This window comes from Roseimicrobium gellanilyticum (genome assembly GCF_003315205.1).
GTDB lineage: Bacteria > Verrucomicrobiota > Verrucomicrobiia > Verrucomicrobiales > Verrucomicrobiaceae > Roseimicrobium > Roseimicrobium gellanilyticum.
In genome coordinates this window covers 190,783-211,525 of sequence record NZ_QNRR01000002.1, presented here as the reverse complement: position 1 = coordinate 211,525, position 20,743 = coordinate 190,783, and the positions used below count along the sequence as shown (strand labels likewise).

Genomic DNA, 20,743 nt, shown 5'->3' with positions numbered 1-20,743 from the left:
ACAAGTCTCCCAAGTCAGTCGCAGTCCCAGTTCCCACCCTCTCCATCCATGAAAACGGACCTTCTCAGAGCTGACGAACTCACCCGTCGCGATTTCGTCATGAATGTGGCGAAGACCTGCCTCGGGGTCTCAGTATTGGGAGCCATCGCTCCGCGTGCCTCTGCCGCTCCTTTCGAAGGCGCCTCCAAGGCGAAGCAGGTCGGCACGGCACGCAATGTCATCTACCTCTACATGAGCGGTGGCATGACGCACCTCGATACCTTCGGCTGTGCGCCCGGAGCGGATACCATGGGTGACACCAAGACCATCGCCACCTCCGCGGATGGCGTGCAGATTGGCGAGCTGCTGCCGAACACGGCGAAGATGATGCACCATGGGGTGGTCATCAATTCCCTCACCAGCACGCAGGGAGCGCACGCCCAGGGGAACTACTTCCAGCACACGGGCTACACCATGCGCGGCGCCACACGGCACCCCAGCATGGGCGCGTGGTTGCAGAAGTTCCAGGGCAAGGGCAACAGCGCACTGCCCGGCAGCGTGATCATCACCGGTGACAGCAAGCATCCCGGCGGCGGTTTCTTTGAGGCAGCGTTCCAACCGCTCATCGTGAACAACCCTGCGGCAGGCCTGCAGAACAGCCATCGTCTCGCCTCTCTCACGGACAATGATTTCGACTATCGCCTGAACCTTTCCGCGAAGCTCGACCAGAACTTCCAGGCCGCCTACCACTACAACAACGTGCGGGCCTATGCGGACGTGTATCGCGACGCGGTGAACGTGATGAAGAGCGAGGACCTCGCCGCCTTCGACCTGAACAAGGAGCCCGAGGACATGCACGATCTCTACGGCAATGACTCCTTTGGTCAGGGCTGTCTGCTCGCTCGCCGGCTGGTGGAGCACGGCGTGCGCTTTGTGGAGGTGACCCTCGGCGGCTGGGACATGCACCAGGACATCTACACACGTCTGCCTGAGAAACTGGACACACTCGACCAGGGACTGAGCGCCTTGCTGGGCGATCTGGATCGTCGCGGACTCCTGGAGGACACCCTGGTGGTGCTCACCAGTGAATTCGGCCGCACACCGAAGATCAACCAGAACTCGGGACGCGACCACTACCCGAAGGCCTTCAGCAGCGTCCTGTGGGGCGGTGGCGTGAAGGGCGGTCAGGTCTACGGCAAGACGGACAAGGGCATCGAAGTCACCGAGAACAAGATGACCGTGCCCGACTTCAATGCGACAATCGCCTATGCCCTGGGCCTGCCACTGGATGCGGTGCTCTACTCCCCAAGCAAGCGCCCCTTCACCGTGGCCGACAAGGGCCAGCCGGTGACAGAGCTGTTTGGTTGAGAAGAACAGTCCTCGCCTGATCGCTTTTCATGCCCTGGGAATGGGACCGCCTCGTTCCCGTCAACAAGCGTGCGTGGAATGGTGTATCAGGGGCTATTTCACCCCATCGGGAACGAGGTGTTCCCGCTCATGGGGTCTCTGGCTGCATCAACCGTGGTCCAAAAAAATGGGTATATCACTCCCTAGGATGATATACCCAAAAGACTTTCTTCGCGCTCGCAGCGCAGGCTGCTACGCCCCCTGGCGCGCCAGCCACCACTGGTAGAGCCATGCGCAGGCACCCACAAAGAGCACCGCGGTGATCATGAATTCGGCGGCCTGCACCATGAAGCGACGGCGCTTTGCCTGCGCCTGGGCAAAGGTCATCTTGCGGGGCTTGCCCACGGGGAAGCCCAGGCGATCCGCAGCCATCTCCACCTTCAGGCGGTGCATGTTGCGCTGGATCTGCTTCGCCTTCTTCTGAAGGGAAGCCACATCACGCGGCTCGCTTTCTTCCATGAAAGGGAGCATTGGGGAGTTCTGGGGCGCGCGCTTGCGCATGCGTTTGTTTCCGGCCATGGGGAGTTTCAGGCTAGGAGTTTGAGAGCGATGAGGAAAATCGTGGCGGCAATCGCCAGAGGAAGCGTGAAGGCGAAGCCAATGCGGAACCACGTGCCGAAGTCCTGCGGCAGGGCACCGGGAGTGCCGATGTGCTGGGCCACACCAGGCATCACACTGGCGAGACGGTGATTGGCCTTGGCGAATTCCGCCTCGGCGTCCTCCACTGCACCTACGGCATGATCGAGGACATCCTCGTCATGGTTCTGCTTGATGGACTCGGGCGAGATATTGCGCAGCGTATCGAGGTGGTGTTGATACACCTCGCGAGCCACGGAGATTTCCTCCACGGCCTTCTGCGAGTTGTGCAACTCACGATCGAGCTTCGCCAGACCACGGCTCAGACGCTCGCACATATCGCGGCGGCCATCGTGGAAACGGTCTTCCTTCTGCTGGCGCAGTTCCAGTTCACGAGCTTCACGCTGGGTGCGATCAAGCTCCTGCTGAAGCTTCAGGGCCATGGCCTGCTTGTGCTTCAGCTCGACGGCTGAATCCGGAGAGATGCCCACGGCGGGCATGGTCGTGGCAGCAGCATAGCTGGCAGCGCGTTTAGGCAGCCTGTTATGTGCCACTTCCGGCTCTTCGAAGCGAAGTTCAGGAGCGTCCTGTTCGTCAAAGAAGCTGGTTACCTTCGGCATAAGAGGAGCAGTTGATTTGCTCCTCTAAGTATTACGGATTTCCTAAATTTGCCAATCGTTTTGTTCGGTGGAACGCGAAAAAGTACGGCACTCCACCGGAGAAAACTGTTAATATGAACACTGCCATAAGGCTCAATATTTCCGGACGTCCAAGTTCGGGAAACACGAGACCTTTTGCCAATGCGGCATGACGATGCACTGCGGGCACGATGAGCACGCCCACAGTGAGCACGATGTAGAAGAAACTGAGCACCAGACACAGCGTGCCTCCGAAGCCGGACACGATCTTTGCAGAGTTCGTCTCACGGAAATTTGGCAGCAGGGCGCCAAGGGAGAGAGCGAGCGCATTGAGCCCCACCGTTTGCATCATGATCGCCATGACAAAGAAGGCAGAACGCTCAACTGAGAGCTTTAGACTGAACGAGGAAATGATCACCAGCAGGGTGGTCACGGGCGTGACGACACAGACGTTCAGCCACAGTTTCTGACTCAGCACTTTGGTCAGGGGATAGGGAGCCAGTCCCAGGATCCAGAGCCGCTGCCCTTCGAGGCTGAACTGGGGAAATACAAAACGCGTGCTCAGCGTGGACATCGCGAGGCAGCACACCGTGAGATTCAGGTAGCTGGTGATCGAGCTCCAGAGTGGATCGCGATAGTTATAGCTCAGGTGGCGCAGGTTTGAAGTGTACACGAGCAGCAGGCCAAAGATGAGCGCGCACTGGCCCCACTGCATGGGCTCTCGCAGAAAGATGCGAACATCTTTCATCACCAGCGCCTGCGTCTGCCGGCCCATGACCGAGAACCATCTGCGCAGACCGCTGTGCCCACGTGCGCCGAAGACCTTCTGCCCTCTCGCGAGCTGCCGGCCTTCCATTCTCGCCATGGCCATGTTCCATGTATCATAGAAGATGCGGCCTGCGAGCCAGCGGGTGAGCAGCCACACCACGAGCGCGTAGCTGATGAGCGTGAGCAGGTAGAACCAGGAGCGACCGGGCAATCCCCTGCCACTGGAGATGACCACCTCCGCCACCCACGAACTGGGCAGCAAGGGATGCGTGCAGAGCTTGGTGTGCCGCAGCAGTTGGTTCACGTTCGCAGCGACGTCGCTCGAGATGAGACGCGTGGTCTGTTGCTCACGGATTTGCCATGAAATCGCCACGACGAGCAGAATGCCAAGCGCCATCGCCGCCTTCAGCCACCAGGGACGGTAGCAGCGCACGACGAAGAGCAGCAGCCAGGAGCTGATGTTTGACGCCACGGAAATGAGCGCGATGACGGCAAGCAGGCTCTGGACGTAGAACGAGGCATTCGCATCCAGTACATTTCCAAAGGCGACAAGGATGGGCGCGCTCAAGAGCAGCAAGCCCCAACTGGAAAGCAGCAGGCCCTCCACCGTACGCCACAGCACGATGCTGCTGTGCGGCATGGGCAGGCTGAGGTGCCAGCCCGTTTCCTGCCTGCGGAAGAGACTGATGCCGGTGATCGCGGAGTTCGAGATTACCAGCATGAGAAAAAAGAAGAAGAACAGCAGGTAAAGCATGCGTTCCGTGAGGAGCGGGCCCAGAAGCGGCAGGTTGTGAACGAAGTGCAGGCCGTGATTCACAAGGATGTATGCCGCCACCATGTACAGCGCCATGAAGGCCGCGATGGTGGTGGTCATCAACCTGCCCTCCAGCACGCCCTGCCTCACCCGGTGCCGCAAAGCCGCCCCGTGGACGCGTGCCTGCGCGAAAGTTGCTCGCAACGTTGATTCCATGAATGCCTCAATCGTGCCAGCAGCCATCGGGCAAATGCAACGGAAAATCCGCGGATTCCAAAGTATCCCCCGGGGACGCCTTGAGAGTTTCTTTCTGGAATTACTTGCACTAGAAAGGCCTTTTCGCCAAAAATGAGCGCTTGTCCCGTCTGCGGGTCAAAAGCCTCCTCATTTATCCATACCAAACCTATGCTGCAAAGTATCATCAACATCAAGCTGGCCGCGATGGTGGCTGCGCTCGGCCTTGACACCGCCGAGTGGAAAAGTCCAAGCACCGCCATGGTCCAGAATGTGCAGGCGCTGGCAGACGCGCAGGCACTGATTGCCGAGGGCAAACAGCCCGCGACCGGCAAGAGCCTCCAGGACACCATCAATGCCATCAAGGAATTGGCCGACAAGGGCAAGGACAAGGACGCCCAGTACGCCATGGGGCACTTCCTCCGCCAGAGCAACCAGCAGAACGGTGTGGTGCAGGCGATGGAGTACTTCAAGCTGGCCGCAGATCAGGGGCAGCTCCAGGCCATGAACACCTACGGCAGCATCCTCGCCACCTCGAGCCAGGATACTGAGCAGGTGAAGATCGGCGTGAAGTACATCAAGGACGCTGCCGGCAAGGGCCTCAACGAAGCCCGCCGCAACATGGCGACCATCTACCTCCGCGGTGTGGCTGGCGAAGCCAAGAACGTCGAAGAAGCCTACAAACTTCTGGATGCGGCTTCCAAGGGCGGCGACAGCCAGGCCGACTATGAACTGACCCAGTTCTACGCGGGCGGCGGCGGAACCGAGAAGCGTGACGACGAAAAGGCCTGGAGCTACCTGCAGAAGTCCTCGGAAGCGGGCAACGCGAACGCCCTCACCCTGCTGGGTGCGCTGCTTTTCGAAGGCGGCAAGATCGGTGACAAGCAGATCACGAAGGACCCCGCCCTTGCGGTTGAGAAGTTCAAGAAGCTCGCTGAACAGAAGAACCCCACCGGTCTCCGTACCATGGGTGAACTCTACCAGGGTGGCTTGGGCGGTGTGCCCAAGGACTTCAAGAAGGCCCTCGAATACTATCAGCTCGCCGTGCAGGGCAACGACGCCGCCGCACAGCTTCGCCTCGCCACCTTCTATGATACCGGCATTGATCTCGATGCCAACGACGACAAGATCGACGTGCCCCGCAATGACGCCGCTGCACTGCAGCTCTACCGCCTCGCCGCGCAGAACAACTCCGCTCCTGCCATCTACCAGGTGGGCGCCTTCTATGAAGCCGGCCGCGCTGTGGATCGTGACATGACCAAGGCCTTCACCCTCTTCCTGCAGTCCGGCATCATGGGCCTGCCCAACGGCATGCAGAAGGCTGGCCTGTACTACCTCAATGGCGCCGGCACCCAGCGTGACCCGGTGGCAGCCGCCGCCTGGTTCGCCCGCAGCGCCGCTGCTGGCCTGCCCGATGGCAGCCTGAACTACGGTGTGCTCGTCGAAAACGGCGCTGTGCCCCAGAAGGATCCAAACGTTTCCCAGTTCTTTGTTGCCGCGGGCTACTACAACGACGCCGTTGAGTCCACGACCGCAACCGATCAGGTGCGCTTCGAGGCCCTCCTCCGCCTCGGCAGCCTCCACCTCCGTGGCCTGCTGGTTCCCTCCGGCGAACAGCCGAAGCAGAACTTCGAACGCGCCTACGTCTACTTCAAGCAGGCTTCCAACATCGATTCGAAGAACCAGCTCGCCGCGCAGGCTCGTGATGAAGCCGGTGCCAAGCTGACGGTCGACCAGAAGACGAAGGCTGACGCGGACGTCAAGCGCCGTGAAGATGACCTCAAGCGCAAGAAGGACGCCGCGGCCACCGCCACTCCCGGCACTGCTCCTGCTGCTCCGGCCGCCGCCCCTGCCGCGGCTCCCGCAGCCGCTCCGGCCACCAAGCCCGCTCCGGCCCGCACCCGCTAAACGCGAGTACGCCAGCCATCCAATACTGAACCCAGAGGGCCGCGCTGCATGCAGCGCGGCCCTTTTCTTTTCACGCCTTGCGCCGTGGGCGGCGCCTCACCTTCCCCGTCCACTTTGGCCGGGATTCGCGATGTTCTTATCAGGAGGAGGAACATCAACATGAACGCGAAACCGAAGACCAGTCCGAGCCCCTCACGGGACCGCAGCAATGCCAACGACTCCCGGCAGATTCCCACGCCGCACACTCAAAATCACGTCACCAGCATGAGCAGCAGTGGCAGTGACGCACCCATGGATGAGAACTTCGTGAACGACGACATCATTGAGGAAAACAGCCACGTGATCCCACCGACGAAGAAGAGCGTCAGCAAGCGTCCTGGAAAAGGCAAGTCATCCCGCCCGTAATGCGGGCAGCGGCGTGACTTTTGCGGGGATGAACGCCCGATTGCACAAATCGCGGCGTATTGTCCTCCATGAGCATCAAGCCCCAGTTCGTCGAGGAGCAGTCCGATGATGGAGAATTCGAGCGTCAGGAAGACGCGTTCCGCGACTGGGTGAAGCCTGGAAGCGAATTCCCTCCGGCGAGCGGACGCTACCATCTCTATATTTCCCTCGCCTGCCCCTGGGCTAGCCGTGCCCTGGTGGCGCGAAACCTGAAGGGTCTGCAGGACGCCATTGGCGTCACGGTGGTGGATCCAGTGAGAGATGAGCGTGGTTGGGCCTTCCGTGACGGTCCCGGCTTCAGTGAGGATCCCCTCAACGGCTTCAAGTTCCTGAGCGAAGCCTACCTCGCCTCCGATCCTGCATTCCGCGGTCGCTACACCGTGCCGGTGCTCTGGGATAAGGAGCAGAAGCGCATCGTGAACAATTCGGAGGACGACATCTGCCGCATGTTCAATGACGGCTTTCCCGGCCTCGCTGATGACTCCGTGGACCTCTTTCCAAAGGACATCGCGGACGAGCAGGAGAAGCTCAGCGCGTTTATCTATGAGAAGGTGAACAACGGCGTGTATCAGGCGGGATTCGCCACCAGCCAGAGGGCATATGAGCAGGCGTGCCGCACCTTGTTTGAAGCACTGGACGAACTGGAGAAGCGGTTGGAGAAGAAGCGCTATCTCTTCGGCACACGTATCGTGGAGACCGACTGGCGTCTGTTCTGCACGCTCGTGCGCTTCGATGCAGTGTACCACGGCCACTTCAAGTGCAACGTGCGCCGCATCCTGGACTACCCGAACCTCCACGGATACCTGTTGGACCTCTATCAGCGCCCAGGCATCGCGGAGACAGTGAACATGGATCACATCAAGCGGCACTACTACGTGACGCACACGGAGATCAATCCCACAAGCATCGTGCCCATCGGCCCTGCACAGGATCTGCAGGCGAAGCACGGGCGTGAGAAGCTGGGGAATGGGTAGCGAAGCGTTCTTGAAAAGCCGTGGCATGCAGGACAACGTCACAAGAGTTCCTGAGTGTGGCCGGCTGCGTTGACACCCGGCACTCCAACTCGTCTCCTTCGGAGACAGCAGGGGCATCGGGGTGGTGAAATGTTTCAGGGGCCAAGCCCTGGCAGGTATCCAGTCACCTCGCGGCCCAGGCCTCGCAGCACTCCTCACCTCTCGGTGGCCATTCTCGCTTTTGAGTCATTGCTTAGCGCGGCCAAGGAAACTTTGTCGTTTTACGGCGGTTCTTTCCCGCGCTCGTGCCTCTCGCTGCCATGCTTTCTGAAAACTTCGTCATTTGCCAGAGCCATTCATGGCACGATAATTGCAATGAAACATATTGGCTCAGAATCCTTTATATCGGTTTACCACTCAATTAACTGAACCAAATAATCATCAAAAGTTTTGCAACGGCTGGCGCAACTTTTTAAAAATTTTCCTATGAAAAATTGCAGTGTTTTGAGAGAATTCCGGTGAATCTGGCATCCAACCTTCTCAGAACCAGCACATTTTTAAATTTGAGAATGCGAATTATTTGTGAGAGTTAATCGTTAAGTAATTCTAAGTATTACAGATTCTATAAAATTTTTGTTGAAGTTATGGATATCGGGGTATTAACTAGACCTAACACATCGCCCCGCGGTGCCGTCGCCCAGCAACCCTTATGAAGCTGCCTTCCGATACTCCTTGGTCCCCCGCCTCCACCCTCAGCGATGTCTCGGCCCAGTGTCACGGGCGCATCCGAGTCCGCTACTGCACAAAAAATTTTGGATTTGAAATCCGCGCCTGCAATCCCGTGAGCCACCCCTCACTGGTGTTTGCCTTGGTGGAAGATTCCCGCGCCTCGCAGCATCCCGTACAGTTTGCGGTCCGCGTGGACCTTGAGTCCGGTGAAATCTGGGACATCGCCAACAACACCGGAGTCATCGGATGGCTGGAACTGGACGACTGGAAGACCGCTGATGAGGAGCACCCCCTCGTGATGCGCTGGGAAGTCGAACGCGCTGGCGACGCCCTCATCCCCCGCCTGCAGATTGGCGATGAGGAGTGGCTGTATCCTTCCGTGCTTTTCTCCGGGGACGCCCCCTTTGCGGCGCTCTCCGGCCACGATGTGGAAGGTCTGGCCCACCGGGAGGTGTTCTCCCCCGGCTATGTCTGGTGCCAGGACAAGATTTCGCGGTCCTGAACGGACCTTGGATTGTAGTGAGTTTGGTTGCATGAAAGGCGGGTTGCGAAACCCGCCTTTCGCTTTTTGTATCTCCGGTCACGCCTTGTCAGGGCCGTCCGTCCCCCTGACTGACGCCTCCAGCTTTCGCAGCCTCCACGCACGGAAGAGTACGTAGGCCACCATGGTCCCGGCGAACCAACACGGCCACCATTTCAGAGCAGCGGCAAACACACGCGAATCCTCGCTGCCCACCCCCAGCCTTCCGGAGAGGAAAGCGGTCTGCCAGCCAAAGAGCAGGGTCACGGCCCCGTAGGCGAGATTCATGGTCATGCCGCGAAAGCTCAACACGGTGGCGCGGCGTTCGCTGCTGGTGACCTCATTGAGATAGTGGGACAGGAAGAACTGGAAGAACCGCATGGAGAGCAGGAGTGGCGCGATGGCCAGGATGCCCCACCACCCTGGCAGAGGATTCGCCAGCACCACCAGGCCCCAGGCCACCATGGCAATGACCAGCGCGAAATTGAACTTCGAGGATCGATGGCGCACCAGCCACTCCATCCAGTGGGTGGTGAAGAAGGCGGCCAGCGAGCTCAGGACGGAAATCACCCCGAAGGAGGCCTCCGGAAGGCCGATGAGACGGTAGTAGTTGGAAGACACCGTGTAGAAGAGACGCACGATGCTATCCAGAAGGAAGCCGAGTGTCATGAGCAGCAGCGGCGCAGGTGTGCGCCAGATCCATGCGCCCGCCTCGCGAATGCCCCGCATGCTGGCGCGCATGTTGTCACGGAAGGTGGCATGCACCGTCCCAACCCGCTCCTGCGGTTCACGCATGGCCAGGGTGACCAGGAGGCAAAGCAATGCCGTGAGAACGCAAAGATAGATGGGAAACTTCAGCGTGATCTGCTTGGCGAGATCCGCGTGCTCCCACCCGATGAAAGAGAGGGCGCGATTCACGCTTGAGGCGTCATACACAAAGGCGCCAATCAGCGAGCTCACGATAAAACCGAGCGCCATCCAGCGACTGAGGCGCGCCATCACACGAGGCCAGACGGTGGATTGCTCACTGGCGGGAATGCTGTCGTACGCAAGCGCTTCATCCGCCCCACTCGCCATCGCTTCTGCAGCGCCGCTGATGACCCGATTCACAATGAACACCCAGAAGACCCACGGCCCTCCGACCGGGAGCATGGCAAAGACGAGCATCTCCACCACCATGAGCACGGCAGCGAGCACGACCATGTTCCTTCTCCCCAGCACATCCGCGAGCGCACCGCTGGGCACTTCCAGCAACACGATGCTCACCGCCCATACCACATTAAGCAGGGCGAACTGCTCAAGGTTCAGCCCAAAGTCCAGGAACAACACCGTGTAGACGGGATAGTAGAACCGGCAGTTGAAGAGCAGCCTGAACCAGACGAACAGCCGGGTGTTGCGGGGCAGCGGGGATTCGGGAGCAGGCATGAGGGTGTGCGGTCATGGGATTACGTCTGCCAATGCCAGATGGCAAACACTGACGGAGTCACTCCTGGATCGGCATCCATAAGCGATCCCTCAGCGGATGTTTCGAATCCTTCACGAAGGAGCGCTGTTGCGCCATCACGGGAGGCTGCACAATCGCGGGCCTCGTCCTCACAACGTCGACCATGCACACCCTGGCTCCTCGTTTCATCCGTATCGCGCCCATCAAGAGTCTCCTCACTGGTGCGGCACTGCTTCTCCTGGCTCTTCATACCGCGCAAGGCCTGCAGGTGGCTGGATACACGGACGCGGTGAACAATCGCTTCACCAACTGGAACAGCGATCTGGTTCCCAATGCCAATCCGGCCTTTGCACTTGCGGGGCTGGATGTGACGGGACTTTTCTGGGACAGCACGGGGAGGACGTACGCCGCCCTGAGCAATCAAAGCTTCATCGGTGGTCATGTGGAGCTCGGCATGGGAAGCACGATTTCGTACTGGGACGGAACTTCCGTTGGCACGGCGACCATTGCCAGCAGCGTGCTGCTCACCGACCCCGCCAGTGCTGTAGCGGATGCGCCACTCTATGTGTACACGCTCACCAGCGCCCTTTCGGGAGTGACGGCGCTGCCAATTCTTACGGGAGGCAGCGTGAGTGACTATGAGGGAATGCAGATCGCGATGTTTGGCCAGGCTGGCCAGGTGGTGCTTGAGACGCTCGATCTCCTCGGCGAGGTCACGTACGACCCCACGCTCAGCTTGAATGGCCCCCACGACTCCATCCAGAATGCCCCTGGATCGGACGTGGTAGGCGCGGCGCAGGAGAACCCTGGCCTCTACCAAGGCGGCGACTCGAACAGCGCCGTTCTGGGCTTTTGGAACGGCCAGTGGGGCGTCCTCGGCACGGCATGGGCCATCACCGATCCGCCTTCACCACAGTTCAGCCTGTTCAACTTCATGCCCGCGTATGTCGATGAAATTCCCAACGGAGTGAACTACTCCGTGCTCGCGGTGCCGGAACCAGAACGGGCGATGCTGTTGGCGATGGGTGCGGTACTGGTGGTATGCAGACGCAGGCGGAAACGGCACACTGAGCAATAGCCGCAAAAAACACCAAGGTTGGCTGGCAGACAATCCTGCGCATCGCCGCCGCCTCCGCATCGAGACGTACCCCCTCACGCGGGCCACATTTTTCCAAATCCTCTGCGTCCTTTGCCTCCCTGCGTCTTTGCGGTTAGCCGAAATGGCTCCTGACATTTCTACCTCCCACCGCCGAGGGCTCGGCGGACTACTTCCTTGCGGCCGTTCCTCAGGATCGCGAACAGCACCTATCCGCTGGCAATCCATTGCAAAACACGGGCTCCCGCGCATCTTCCGCCCTCCCCTACCCCATGGCCAGCCAGACCCTGCAACTCCACGACACCCTGACCCGCACGACCCGCCCGGTGCAGCCCTCCGACGGCACCACCCTGCGCTTCTACTGCTGCGGACCCACGGTGTATGGACCGGCGCACATTGGGAACTTCCGCACGTTCATCGCGCAGGATGTCTTCCGTCGGGTGGTGGAGCTCAGCGAGCTGAAGACCAAGCACGTGCGCAACATCACGGACGTGGATGACAAGACTATCCGCGACTCGATTGCCGCGAAACAGACGCTGACGGAATTCACCACGTACTGGACGAAGCAGTTCCACGGCGATTGTGTTTCGCTGAATCTGCTGACGCCCCACGTGGAGCCGAAGGCCACGGAGCACATTCCGCATCAGATCCGGATGATCGAGCAGCTCATTGCGAAGGGCAATGCATATGCCTCGCCCGACGGCTCGGTGTATTTCCGCGTAGGCTCCTATGCGGAGTATGGACGCCTCTCGCATCTGGAGAATCGTGAGCTGCAACTCGGCACTGCCCAAACCACGACGGACAGTGATGAGTACAGCAAGGACTCACTCGCCGACTTCGTGCTGTGGAAGGCCTACAAGGAGTCCGATGGCGACAACGCATGGGACAGCCCCTGGGGCAAGGGACGTCCCGGCTGGCACCTGGAGTGCAGCGCGATGGCGCTGGAATACCTGGGTGAAGAATTCGACCTGCACGGTGGCGGCATGGATCTCATCTTCCCCCACCATGAGAATGAGATGGCGCAGAGCTGCTGCTCCACGGGTGGTCACTTCGCCCGTCTCTGGATGCACTCCGCCCACCTGATGGTGGATGGGGGAAAAATGAGCAAGAGCCTGGGCAATCTCTATACGTTGGGTGACCTGCGGCATCGCGGATTCACGCCTGCGGAAGTACGGCACACCCTCATCAGCGGACACTACCGCCAGCCGCTCAACTTCACCCTGCACTCGCTGGATGCCTCGCGTCAGGCGCTGCAGAAGCTGGCGAGATTCGAGAAGGGACTCAAGGAACGCGCCAGTGTGGCAAGCACTCCTGCCTACGCGGAGGTGCTGAAGCATGGCACCGCCGGCATTTTCCAATCGGCGTGGGAGGCCCTGCTGGATGACCTCAATGTTCCTGGCGCGCTTGGCGGTATCTTCACCGTGGTGAACAAGACGAAAGCGCCCGCGCTCTCCATTGAGGAGGCGAAGACCGCATTGCTGGATCTTCACTTCATTCTTTCCGCACTCGGCCTTGAGCTTCCTCCTGTGAAGGAAGACGAAATCGTGGATGCACCGGAAGAAGTGAAAGCCCTCGCCGAACAGCGCTGGACCGCGAAGAAAGCCAAGGATTTCATCGCCGCGGATGATCTGCGCCGCCAGATTGAAGCGCTCGGCTGGATCGTGAAGGACACGAAGGATGGGTACACGCTGATTCCGAAGTGAGCTGAACAACGCAACGCCGCATGAGCAAGCCTGTCATATCATGCGTACTTCCGTTTTCCTTCGGACTGGTACTGTTGCGTGACAGCGCAGCCGCCCCGGTGCTGAAGGAGGACTGGACAGATGAATCCCACGAGCTCGGAGTCGCTGCGAGCACCTCGTCCGCCGCTCTCACCGTCGCAGATTGTCATTTCGTCCATGTCCGGGTTTATCGTGGTCTCCATGGATGTGTGGAGTCTGCCAATGAAACCACTCGCGTGTTCCGCCTTCGGAGCCCTTCACGCAGGCTCGTCATCCATGAGCTCATGGATGACCGTCCCGCCGCTGACCTCGTCACCGTCCGGCTTGACGATGCCTTCGAGGATGGCTTCCGCATTGTCAAAACCTTGAGTCGCCCAAGCGAGGAAGAACTCGTCATGGACCTCCATCTGTTGACGCCCTCGGAGTACGAGAACGTCGCAGGAAATCTGCCGCCGCTCATGGAGCAGAACTACCCCGACAGGCCTTTCATCGTCCCTGCCACAAGGCTGCCGATCGGCCAGCGCATGTCCCCCTTTCAAAAGACCCTCCATCGGGTGCTGAAACGACTCGGCCTGTAGTGACCGGCACTTTCTCCTCGACGTCACTGCATTTTCCTCAATACTTGTCCCACGCGGCACACGCTGCGCTCATACGGCAGCCATGTTTGATGCCCTGATCAGCAAGTATGCGTCCCTGGCCTTTATGGTCGTTGGCAGTGGGCTGTCGATATTTGCCCTACGTGCCGTGAAGCGCTGGGTCTTCTGGCTGCTGCTGCTCATTGCCATCCCGTGTCTGTTGCTTGCAGGCACGATTTACTGGTATGTTTCCAACTACAGCGGCGGTCGCATGGACGAGAAGTTCCAGGCATCGCTGAAGGTGGGCATGACTGAGTCTGACGTGATGCTGGCGGTGGACAAGTACTACCCCAAGAGAGACGCCCACCGGCCCACTGTGCTGCAGAATGGCGCCGAGCGCCTCGGCATCTTCATTCCCGGCGGTGAGGATTCACGAGAGAAAATGATTCATCTGCGCTTCGAGAATGGCCGGGTGGCAGAAGTCACCGGAAGGTAATGGCCGCAGGCCGATGCGTAGCCGTGCCCCGCTGCGGGACCTAAAGCATTCTACCGGACTTTTTGCTTGCCTGAGGGGGTCAACCTTCGGCTTAGTAAGGGCATGCTCGGCTGGCTGAAGAATTTGGCGAAACCAGGTGGTGAGTGGCGGCGGACGGACCTGCCCGAGGCCGAGCTGGAACTCCTCTATCAGGATCTGCTGCCACTGGAAACACTGGAACCGGGCCTCGCCGGGGATGTGATGACCTACGTGGTCACTGGCCAAAATGCCGGCGTGCTCAATCGCGCGGCCGCGCAGCCTGAGGCAGCGCGCCTTCTGGGGCTGCGTTGTGAGAAGCATTCGTGGCATCATCGCACGCCAACCGAAAGGGATGCCTTCTTCGCCTCCACCACCATCACGGATCCGGGATTTCATCTGCGGCTGGCGCTTGCTTACGAAGCCCTGCTCAAACCTGCCGAGAAGCGTCCGGTTTCCCCCGGCATCCCTGCGGGCGCAGAATGGCTGGAGATCTATCTGTGGGAAGCCACCCGGACTCCGCCCAATCAATGGCCATTGGAGCCGCAGGAGACACGCCTGCCTTCCCAGTCTCTGGAGTCCATGCTGAAGCTCAGCGGGCATCCCACCACCTGGCTCGCGCGTGCCGCGCTGATGACGGACCCATCACGGGCAAAGGCAGCACAGAAGCAGACCTTCGCCGAGCTCTTCCTGAAAGTGCCCGAGGCAGCCTCCGCATTCACCGCGCATCCGGACACGGTGCGCGAGTGTCTCGCGAACGCGGATCACCGTGGCAAGGCACACATCATTGATGTCCTGTACCGCGGTGGCGTGAGTGCGTCACTGCTGCCAGTGGAGGCATCCGCGCTGGCAGTATCATCTTCGAAGCAGGTGCGTGAAGCCACTTCATCGTGGATCTTGCTCACGCCGGATTTGTTGTTGCCCGAACTGCAGAAGCTCGCCGTGCAAGGCACACCTGAGGAACGCGTGCGTGCCGTGAAGCTGCTGGCACAAGCAGGGCGCGACATGATGACGCCCTTCCTCATGGAACGCCTCAGCCGTGATCGCGCGAAGACCGTGGTGAAGATGATCGAGACAGTGCTGCACCGGCCGTGATCGCCTTGCTACGAGGCGCCGACCTCACCGGGGCAGGTTCTTCTCAATCTTTCCTGTCCTTCCATCGATGCACAAACCATACTTGTGAGCCTCCTTGGGTGAATCTCCAAGGAAGGTGTCATGCACATAGTAGTACCGCGAGTCTGCATAGAGGTGCCACTGGTGCTTGAGCGAGCGGCTTTTGCTTTCCCGGGTGATCTCGTACGCTTCATGGGGTGTGATGGCGAACCCCGTGGGAGCGGCCAGTGACTTCGCTGGCCAGGCACCGTCCTTGGGTGTCCACACGGGATGGAATCCGTGTGACGTCTTGTGAAGCATCATGCAAGCCGGCAGCCCGAGCATTACAGGCAGGCAAAACAAAAGCGCGCGACGTGTCCTCATACAATGGCGTGGCTTAGGGGTTCACGGCCTTCGGTACTGCAGCCTGAATGACTGCCGCGAGATCCGTCGCCTCTTCCTTGGTCAGATTGCCCGAGATGCGAAGCGTGCCACTGGTGATGGGACTCATGACACGCGCGACTACGAGGAGCTTTCCGTTCGAGAGCACACCGAACTGTTCGCCTTTGTGATCCGTAGTGGCTTTCGCGAAGGCCGCCTTGCCACGCTCATTGAATCGCACCTCCACTTCCCAACTCGGTTCCCTGGCGCCTATGGACAGCACGGTAGCCTCTGCGACGGCCTTGTGATCCAGCAGGGGCTCCTTCGCGCAATACACTGTTTCATCCTCCCCCCAGGGAGTCTTCACGGCTCCCGGTGTGCCCGGTGCGACCACGAGACGGATCTCCAGAGGTGAATCGGCGAAGACCTGACCCGAGGTCAAGAGGCAAAACGCGAGGCAGAGGAAAGCGAATCGTTTCATTGGCGAGAGCAGCAAGTCATCACTGTGGGTGAACCCTGATGCATTGTCCATCTGTAACCAGCCGGCAAAAGCTGGCGTCTGTGCTTCTCATGACCCAAAAGCTCATCGGTCTCACGATTGCCTTCACTCTTCTCACGCTCATCTTCTGGGCGGTGGAGTTTCTGTGGCCCAGCATCAAGGGGCAAAAGAAGGTGCGGAAGGGTTTCTGGACGGATGTGGTGTACTGGTTCTTCACCCCGCTCATCTCGAAGACGATTTCCCAGATTGCCGTGCTCATCGCCCTCGTGCCCGCTCTGCTGATGATGGGCCGCACATTGAACAAAGAGGCCATCGCCGCGGGCTACGGTCCTGCGCTGAGTCTTCCGCCGTGGCTGCAGGCCTTGCTCATCCTCGTGATTGGTGACTTCATCGGCTACTGGACGCATCGCTGGTTTCACTCACGCCGGCTGTGGGCGTTTCATGCGGTGCATCACAGCTCGAAGGAACTGGACTGGCTCTCCTCCGTGCGGCTGCATCCGGTGAATGACATTGTATCCCGCATCTTCCAGGCAGTGCCGTTTGTGATGCTCGGTTTTTCACCCGTGGTGATCGCAGCGTACGTGCCCTTCCTCACGTTCTACTCCATCTTCATCCATGCGAATGTGTCGTGGAGCTTCGGGCCCTTGCGCCATGTGATTGCGAGTCCCGCCTTTCATCGCTGGCACCACACGAAGGAGGATGAAGCCATCGATATGAACTTCGCCGGGCTGTTGCCGGTGTGGGACGTGATGTTCGGCACCTTCTACCTGCCGAATCACAAGCAGCCGACGGAGTTCGGCGTGCATGATGACTCCGTGCCGGAGAGCTTCTGGGGACAGATGATGTATCCCTTCAGGAAGCGGTCGCGGTCGAGTTAAGAAAGTAGTCCGCCGAGCCTTCGGCGGCTGCTCTAACGTAGCTCGCGAGTCCCTTCGCGAGTGGCCGAACGCAAAACTCGCGAAGGGACTCGCGAGCTACGTTGGTGGCCGCTTCGCTCTGAAATTTGCTGTTCGGCCACTTCATCTGTCGTGGAGTAGTGCCACGCGGGCTGGAATGCTTGCGTATCGCCTCTCATTCACCCGCCCCCACACCAGCGCCAGCAATCCTCCCCAAGTCCCCAAGGATCTCGGAGTATACAATTTCTGGGACTTCTCCAAAGGGCACAATCCGCGGGTCTGTTTTCATCTGCTCCTGAGACACCATGATGTAGCCAGTGCCGAGTGAGCCCTGCTTCACGAAGAAGAAGTCCCCCAAGGTGGCTGTCTGCTCGCGGTCCGCACGGATGAAGAGACCTTCAAGTTCGAGAAAGCAGTCCAGCCCGGCGGAGGGCATGTTCTTCTGGTAGTAGTTCACCATGCCGGCATCGACGATGGAGGCGCGACGCCAGCCGAGGCGCATGGCCCTGCCTTGGAAGGTGAGGGCGTTCATCTCTGCACCACGGACCTGGGCACCAGATTTTGCCGCACTTGATGCCGGGTCGAGCCGTACGATGGTGCGGTCCATCTGGGGAAAGAGTGGCTGCACCTCATAATCCACCACGTGCTGAAGCCAGGCGGCGCGGCGCACTTCATCAAGATCGAGAGGATGCACGATGCCGACGCGCTTTCCTTCGTCCAAGGTCACGGGTTCATCCTTCACGTCCGTCAGCGAGCCGTCCTCCAGCATGCGAAATGTTTTCCCCACACTTCCATCACCCCCATACTGACCCCAGATGAGACGTGCGCCAAGCGGGCGCAGCAGCGGGTGCACGGGGTAGAGTGCCTGCCAGTGCGGCACAGGCCAGCGCACTTGCTTGACCATGAGTGCCTCCAGGCGGTCGGTCTGGATTTTGCCGACATCCTTCAAGGTCTTCGCAAGTTCCTTGAACTCTGCCTTTCCCTCTGCGCTCAAGCCAGCGGGTGCACTCGCGGAGATCTTGCCCGTCTTCACGTCGCGGAAGGAAAGCTTGAGATCGCTCGTGATGCGCACTTCGTAGGATTGCTTTGCACCAGTCGCGATGCGGGGCCCCTCGGGAGAAAAGCCCAGCCATGGCACTACCACATCGCCGAGTTCCTCAGGCGTGATGCCACGTGCCACCGCAGCCTCCGTAAAGGCCTCACCCGCTGCCAGCGCGACTTGCGGCTTCTTGCTGCGGTAGCGAAAGCTGATGGCATCCAGCGCAAGCAGCGCGCGGTCGCTGCCCTGCAGTGCCAGGGCCAGCGTGGCGCAGGTCGCGTGATGATTGCGATGCAGTTCCACAAAGCGGTCAATCACCGGTAGCAACTCCGCCACGATGCGGTCATCTCCCGTGAGACCAGCAAAAGTGATGGTCCAGCGGTCCACGACCTTCTGCTTGGACTTGATGAAGCCGCGTATGGCCAGCAGTGCCGTCTCAGTGCCGGCACTGCGATCCACGTCTGCAAAGAGGGGCGCGGCCTCGTGGTCCGCACGCGACTCGGTCACACGTGACTGTCGGTGCAGCAGGTAATGAACTTCCTTTGTCGTGAAGGCACGCCCATCCTTGCGCATCACGCACAGCTTGGTGGCATCCAGCCAGGGAACCGGGCTGGTGGGATACTTCGCCAAAGCGCGATCCATGCGTGCCAGCAGTTGTTCCTCGGTGAGCGGAAGCGAGCCTTCGCGCTCCACGAGCGTTTCCAGAATGCGGTCACGCACATCGTCGTCGTCCTCCTCATGCAGGCGCCGACGGAGGAGATGCAGCGCCTCGGACGTCCCCAGCGTGCGCAGCAGCACCACGGCGGAGCTGCGCACCACTGGTCTCTCATGTGAGCAGAGTTGTTCCACGCGTGGCAGCGCCTGGTTTCCCAAGGCGGCGAGCACCCTGGCAGCCGCATGCGGAAAGAGGGGCGGCTCGCGATCGAGCATGCCCCACAGGTCCTCTTCACAATAGCGGAGCAGGGGCGCGGCATGCTTCGCTACCAACACCTCCACGAGGCCACGATTGTCACCCGTGGGCGATATCAACAGCGTCTCCAGGGCCAGCACCCCCTGCATGGATTTTCGAAAGAGCTGCGCGTCTTCCTCTCCGGTGATGCCCGATTGCACCCAGAGTTCAATACCCGCAGAGATGAGCTCTTGATTGACTGCGGCGGTGGCCGCTGCGCACAGTTCAGGTGTTGATTCTGGAAAAATGGTGCATGCCTTTTCCAGCAGTGAGCCCAGGCCTCCGGCAAAAAAGTATACTTGCGAAGCGCTTGGCAGGAATTTCAGCAGGGCTGGCACTGCCTCGGGCATACGTTCATTCACGAGCACCTCACAGGCTGCGAGTCGCTTCCAAGGTATGGTTGACTCGGTGCCCTCAAGAATGGTTCTGGCTTCTTCTGGGGTCATGATGGTTGCGCGGGATGGGAAATTGCCCGCGCAGCATGGCGGATGGCGCGCCTTGGTGTCGAATCTTTTGTCGAACCAGGCAAGTGGTCCGCCCACTCCGTGTGCGGGCAGCGCATGACCTAGTTCCTGATGTATCACACCCTGCCACATCTCCTCTCACCTGCGTGTGCGTCGAACAGCAGTGTCCTGAATGCTGAGAATGCCTGTGCACTGGATGACACGCACTGACCGCACACGAAGTGGGCGGACCACTGGTGATCTCGCGAAGGGACTCGCGAACTACGTTGGTGGCCGCTTCGCTTTGAAATTTGCCATTTGGCCACTCCACCTCATGTGGAGTGGCACCATGCGGGCTAGAAAGCCCACACTCCATTCGCGCTGCTTGCGCGATACATTTCCACTACATCACCATCCCACCATCCACGGCGATCACCTGACCGGTGATGTAGCGCGCTTCGTCGCTGGCGAGGAAGGCGGCGGTGTTGGCGATGTCCACGGCGTCGCCGAAAGTGCCTAGGGGGATCTGCTTGAGCACACCTTCCTTCTGCTGGTCGTTCAGCTCATTCGTCATGTCGGTGACGATGAAGCCGGGGGCGATGGCATTCACGGTCACGGCACGTCCGGCGAACTCGCGGGCGAGCGACTTGGAGAAGCCGATGAGACCGGCCTTGCTGGCGGCGTAGTTGCACTGGCCGGCATTGCCGATGAGGCCGATGACGCTGGCAACATTCAGGATGCGGCCGGTCTTGCTCTTCAGGATGCTGCGCTGGAAGGCCTTCACGAGGTTGAAGGCACCCTTGAGGTTGGTGTCGAGCACCACGTCCCAATCTTCATCGCTCATGCGGAGGGCGAGGCCGTCGCGGGTGACACCAGCGTTGTTCACCAGGATGTCCACGCTGCCGAAGTCGGCCAGCACCTGCTTGCCCAGCGCGGCGGTGGCGGCGCTGTCGGACACGTCCACGGCATAGCCTTTGGCGGCGCCGGGATGGGCGGTATTGATGGCCTCGGCGGTGGCGTTGGAATTGGCCTCGGTACGGGAGATGATGGCGACCTTCGCGCCCTCGGCGGCGAAGCGTTCGGCAATGGCCTTGCCAATGCCCCGGCCAGCGCCGGTGATGACTGCGGTGCGTCCTGTGAGTCTGCTCATGGGATGGGTTGCCTAGTGCAGTGCGGCGCAGGATGCA

General features: G+C 60.1%; 19 protein-coding genes. 11 read left to right on the top strand and 8 right to left on the bottom strand.

Annotated features, from left to right (window positions below; translation table 11 throughout):
- The first annotated feature begins 48 nt into the window (after nt 1-48).
- Complete coding sequence (locus tag DES53_RS06165) at nt 49-1,347, top strand: DUF1501 domain-containing protein (protein WP_113957362.1); 1,299 nt, start codon at nt 49-51, stop codon at nt 1,345-1,347.
- Nucleotides 1,348-1,578: 231 nt separating this feature from the next.
- On the opposite strand, the gene DES53_RS06160 is transcribed toward DES53_RS06165, so the two are convergent.
- The 3 genes from DES53_RS06160 to DES53_RS06150 form a co-directional block, all read right to left on the bottom strand.
- Nucleotides 1,579-1,845 carry a hypothetical protein gene (locus DES53_RS06160; protein ID WP_170156897.1) on the bottom strand — a complete coding sequence of 89 codons (267 nt, stop codon included), beginning with the start codon at nt 1,843-1,845 and terminating at the stop codon, nt 1,579-1,581.
- 68 nt (nt 1,846-1,913) lie between these two features.
- Nucleotides 1,914-2,582 (bottom strand): hypothetical protein, encoded by a 669-nt coding sequence (locus DES53_RS06155; protein WP_113957360.1) that lies wholly within the window; start codon nt 2,580-2,582, stop codon nt 1,914-1,916.
- Nucleotides 2,583-2,613: 31 nt separating this feature from the next.
- The gene (locus tag DES53_RS06150; RefSeq protein WP_170156896.1) at nt 2,614-4,338 is read right to left on the bottom strand and encodes a putative ABC transporter permease subunit; all 1,725 of its coding nucleotides are present in this window, start codon (nt 4,336-4,338) and stop codon (nt 2,614-2,616) included.
- Between the two features lie 189 nt (nt 4,339-4,527).
- Here DES53_RS06150 and DES53_RS06145 point away from each other — a divergent pair, with 189 nt between their 5' ends.
- From DES53_RS06145 to DES53_RS06130, 4 genes are all read left to right on the top strand, one after another.
- Nucleotides 4,528-6,264, top strand: a complete 1,737-nt coding sequence (locus DES53_RS06145) for a tetratricopeptide repeat protein (protein WP_170156895.1) — start codon at nt 4,528-4,530, stop codon at nt 6,262-6,264.
- A gap of 159 nt (nt 6,265-6,423) precedes the next feature.
- Nucleotides 6,424-6,669, top strand: coding sequence for a hypothetical protein (locus DES53_RS06140; protein ID WP_113957357.1), 246 nt, complete (start codon nt 6,424-6,426; stop codon nt 6,667-6,669).
- A gap of 68 nt (nt 6,670-6,737) precedes the next feature.
- Complete coding sequence (locus tag DES53_RS06135; protein WP_113957356.1) at nt 6,738-7,682, top strand: glutathione S-transferase family protein; 945 nt, start codon at nt 6,738-6,740, stop codon at nt 7,680-7,682.
- 820 nt (nt 7,683-8,502) lie between these two features.
- Nucleotides 8,503-8,892, top strand: a complete 390-nt coding sequence (locus DES53_RS06130) for a hypothetical protein (protein ID WP_170156894.1) — start codon at nt 8,503-8,505, stop codon at nt 8,890-8,892.
- 78 nt (nt 8,893-8,970) lie between these two features.
- On the opposite strand, the gene DES53_RS06125 is transcribed toward DES53_RS06130, so the two are convergent.
- Nucleotides 8,971-10,335: an MFS transporter gene (locus DES53_RS06125; protein ID WP_113957354.1), complete on the bottom strand. Its 1,365-nt coding sequence runs from the start codon at nt 10,333-10,335 to the stop codon at nt 8,971-8,973.
- A gap of 182 nt (nt 10,336-10,517) precedes the next feature.
- Here DES53_RS06125 and DES53_RS06120 point away from each other — a divergent pair, with 182 nt between their 5' ends.
- The 5 genes from DES53_RS06120 (at nt 10,518) to DES53_RS06100 (ending at nt 15,352) form a co-directional block, all read left to right on the top strand.
- Complete coding sequence (locus DES53_RS06120; RefSeq protein WP_113957353.1) at nt 10,518-11,432, top strand: hypothetical protein; 915 nt, start codon at nt 10,518-10,520, stop codon at nt 11,430-11,432.
- Between the two features lie 290 nt (nt 11,433-11,722).
- On the top strand, nt 11,723-13,153 hold the full coding sequence (cysS, locus tag DES53_RS06115; protein ID WP_113957352.1) for a cysteine--tRNA ligase: 1,431 nt from the start codon (nt 11,723-11,725) through the stop codon (nt 13,151-13,153).
- Nucleotides 13,154-13,173: 20 nt separating this feature from the next.
- Nucleotides 13,174-13,749, top strand: a complete 576-nt coding sequence (locus DES53_RS06110; RefSeq protein ID WP_147263240.1) for a hypothetical protein — start codon at nt 13,174-13,176, stop codon at nt 13,747-13,749.
- Nucleotides 13,750-13,831: 82 nt separating this feature from the next.
- Nucleotides 13,832-14,242 carry a hypothetical protein gene (locus DES53_RS06105; protein WP_113957350.1) on the top strand — a complete coding sequence of 137 codons (411 nt, stop codon included), beginning with the start codon at nt 13,832-13,834 and terminating at the stop codon, nt 14,240-14,242.
- Between the two features lie 102 nt (nt 14,243-14,344).
- Nucleotides 14,345-15,352: a hypothetical protein gene (locus tag DES53_RS06100; protein ID WP_113957349.1), complete on the top strand. Its 1,008-nt coding sequence runs from the start codon at nt 14,345-14,347 to the stop codon at nt 15,350-15,352.
- Nucleotides 15,353-15,376: 24 nt separating this feature from the next.
- On the opposite strand, the gene DES53_RS06095 is transcribed toward DES53_RS06100, so the two are convergent.
- Nucleotides 15,377-15,673: a hypothetical protein gene (locus DES53_RS06095; protein WP_147263239.1), complete on the bottom strand. Its 297-nt coding sequence runs from the start codon at nt 15,671-15,673 to the stop codon at nt 15,377-15,379.
- Between the two features lie 73 nt (nt 15,674-15,746).
- Nucleotides 15,747-16,211, bottom strand: a complete 465-nt coding sequence (locus DES53_RS06090; RefSeq protein ID WP_113957347.1) for a SecDF P1 head subdomain-containing protein — start codon at nt 16,209-16,211, stop codon at nt 15,747-15,749.
- An 89-nt stretch (nt 16,212-16,300) separates the two neighbouring features.
- Here DES53_RS06090 and DES53_RS06085 point away from each other — a divergent pair, with 89 nt between their 5' ends.
- Nucleotides 16,301-17,107, top strand: coding sequence for a sterol desaturase family protein (locus DES53_RS06085; RefSeq protein WP_170156892.1), 807 nt, complete (start codon nt 16,301-16,303; stop codon nt 17,105-17,107).
- 193 nt (nt 17,108-17,300) lie between these two features.
- Here DES53_RS06085 and DES53_RS06080 read toward each other — a convergent pair whose 3' ends face one another.
- Together DES53_RS06080 and fabG are read right to left on the bottom strand one after the other, a co-directional pair.
- Nucleotides 17,301-19,559 (bottom strand): DUF4132 domain-containing protein, encoded by a 2,259-nt coding sequence (locus DES53_RS06080; RefSeq protein ID WP_170156891.1) that lies wholly within the window; start codon nt 19,557-19,559, stop codon nt 17,301-17,303.
- 400 nt (nt 19,560-19,959) lie between these two features.
- Nucleotides 19,960-20,706 (bottom strand): 3-oxoacyl-[acyl-carrier-protein] reductase, encoded by a 747-nt coding sequence (fabG, locus tag DES53_RS06075; RefSeq protein ID WP_113957344.1) that lies wholly within the window; start codon nt 20,704-20,706, stop codon nt 19,960-19,962.
- Nucleotides 20,707-20,743 lie beyond the last annotated feature (37 nt).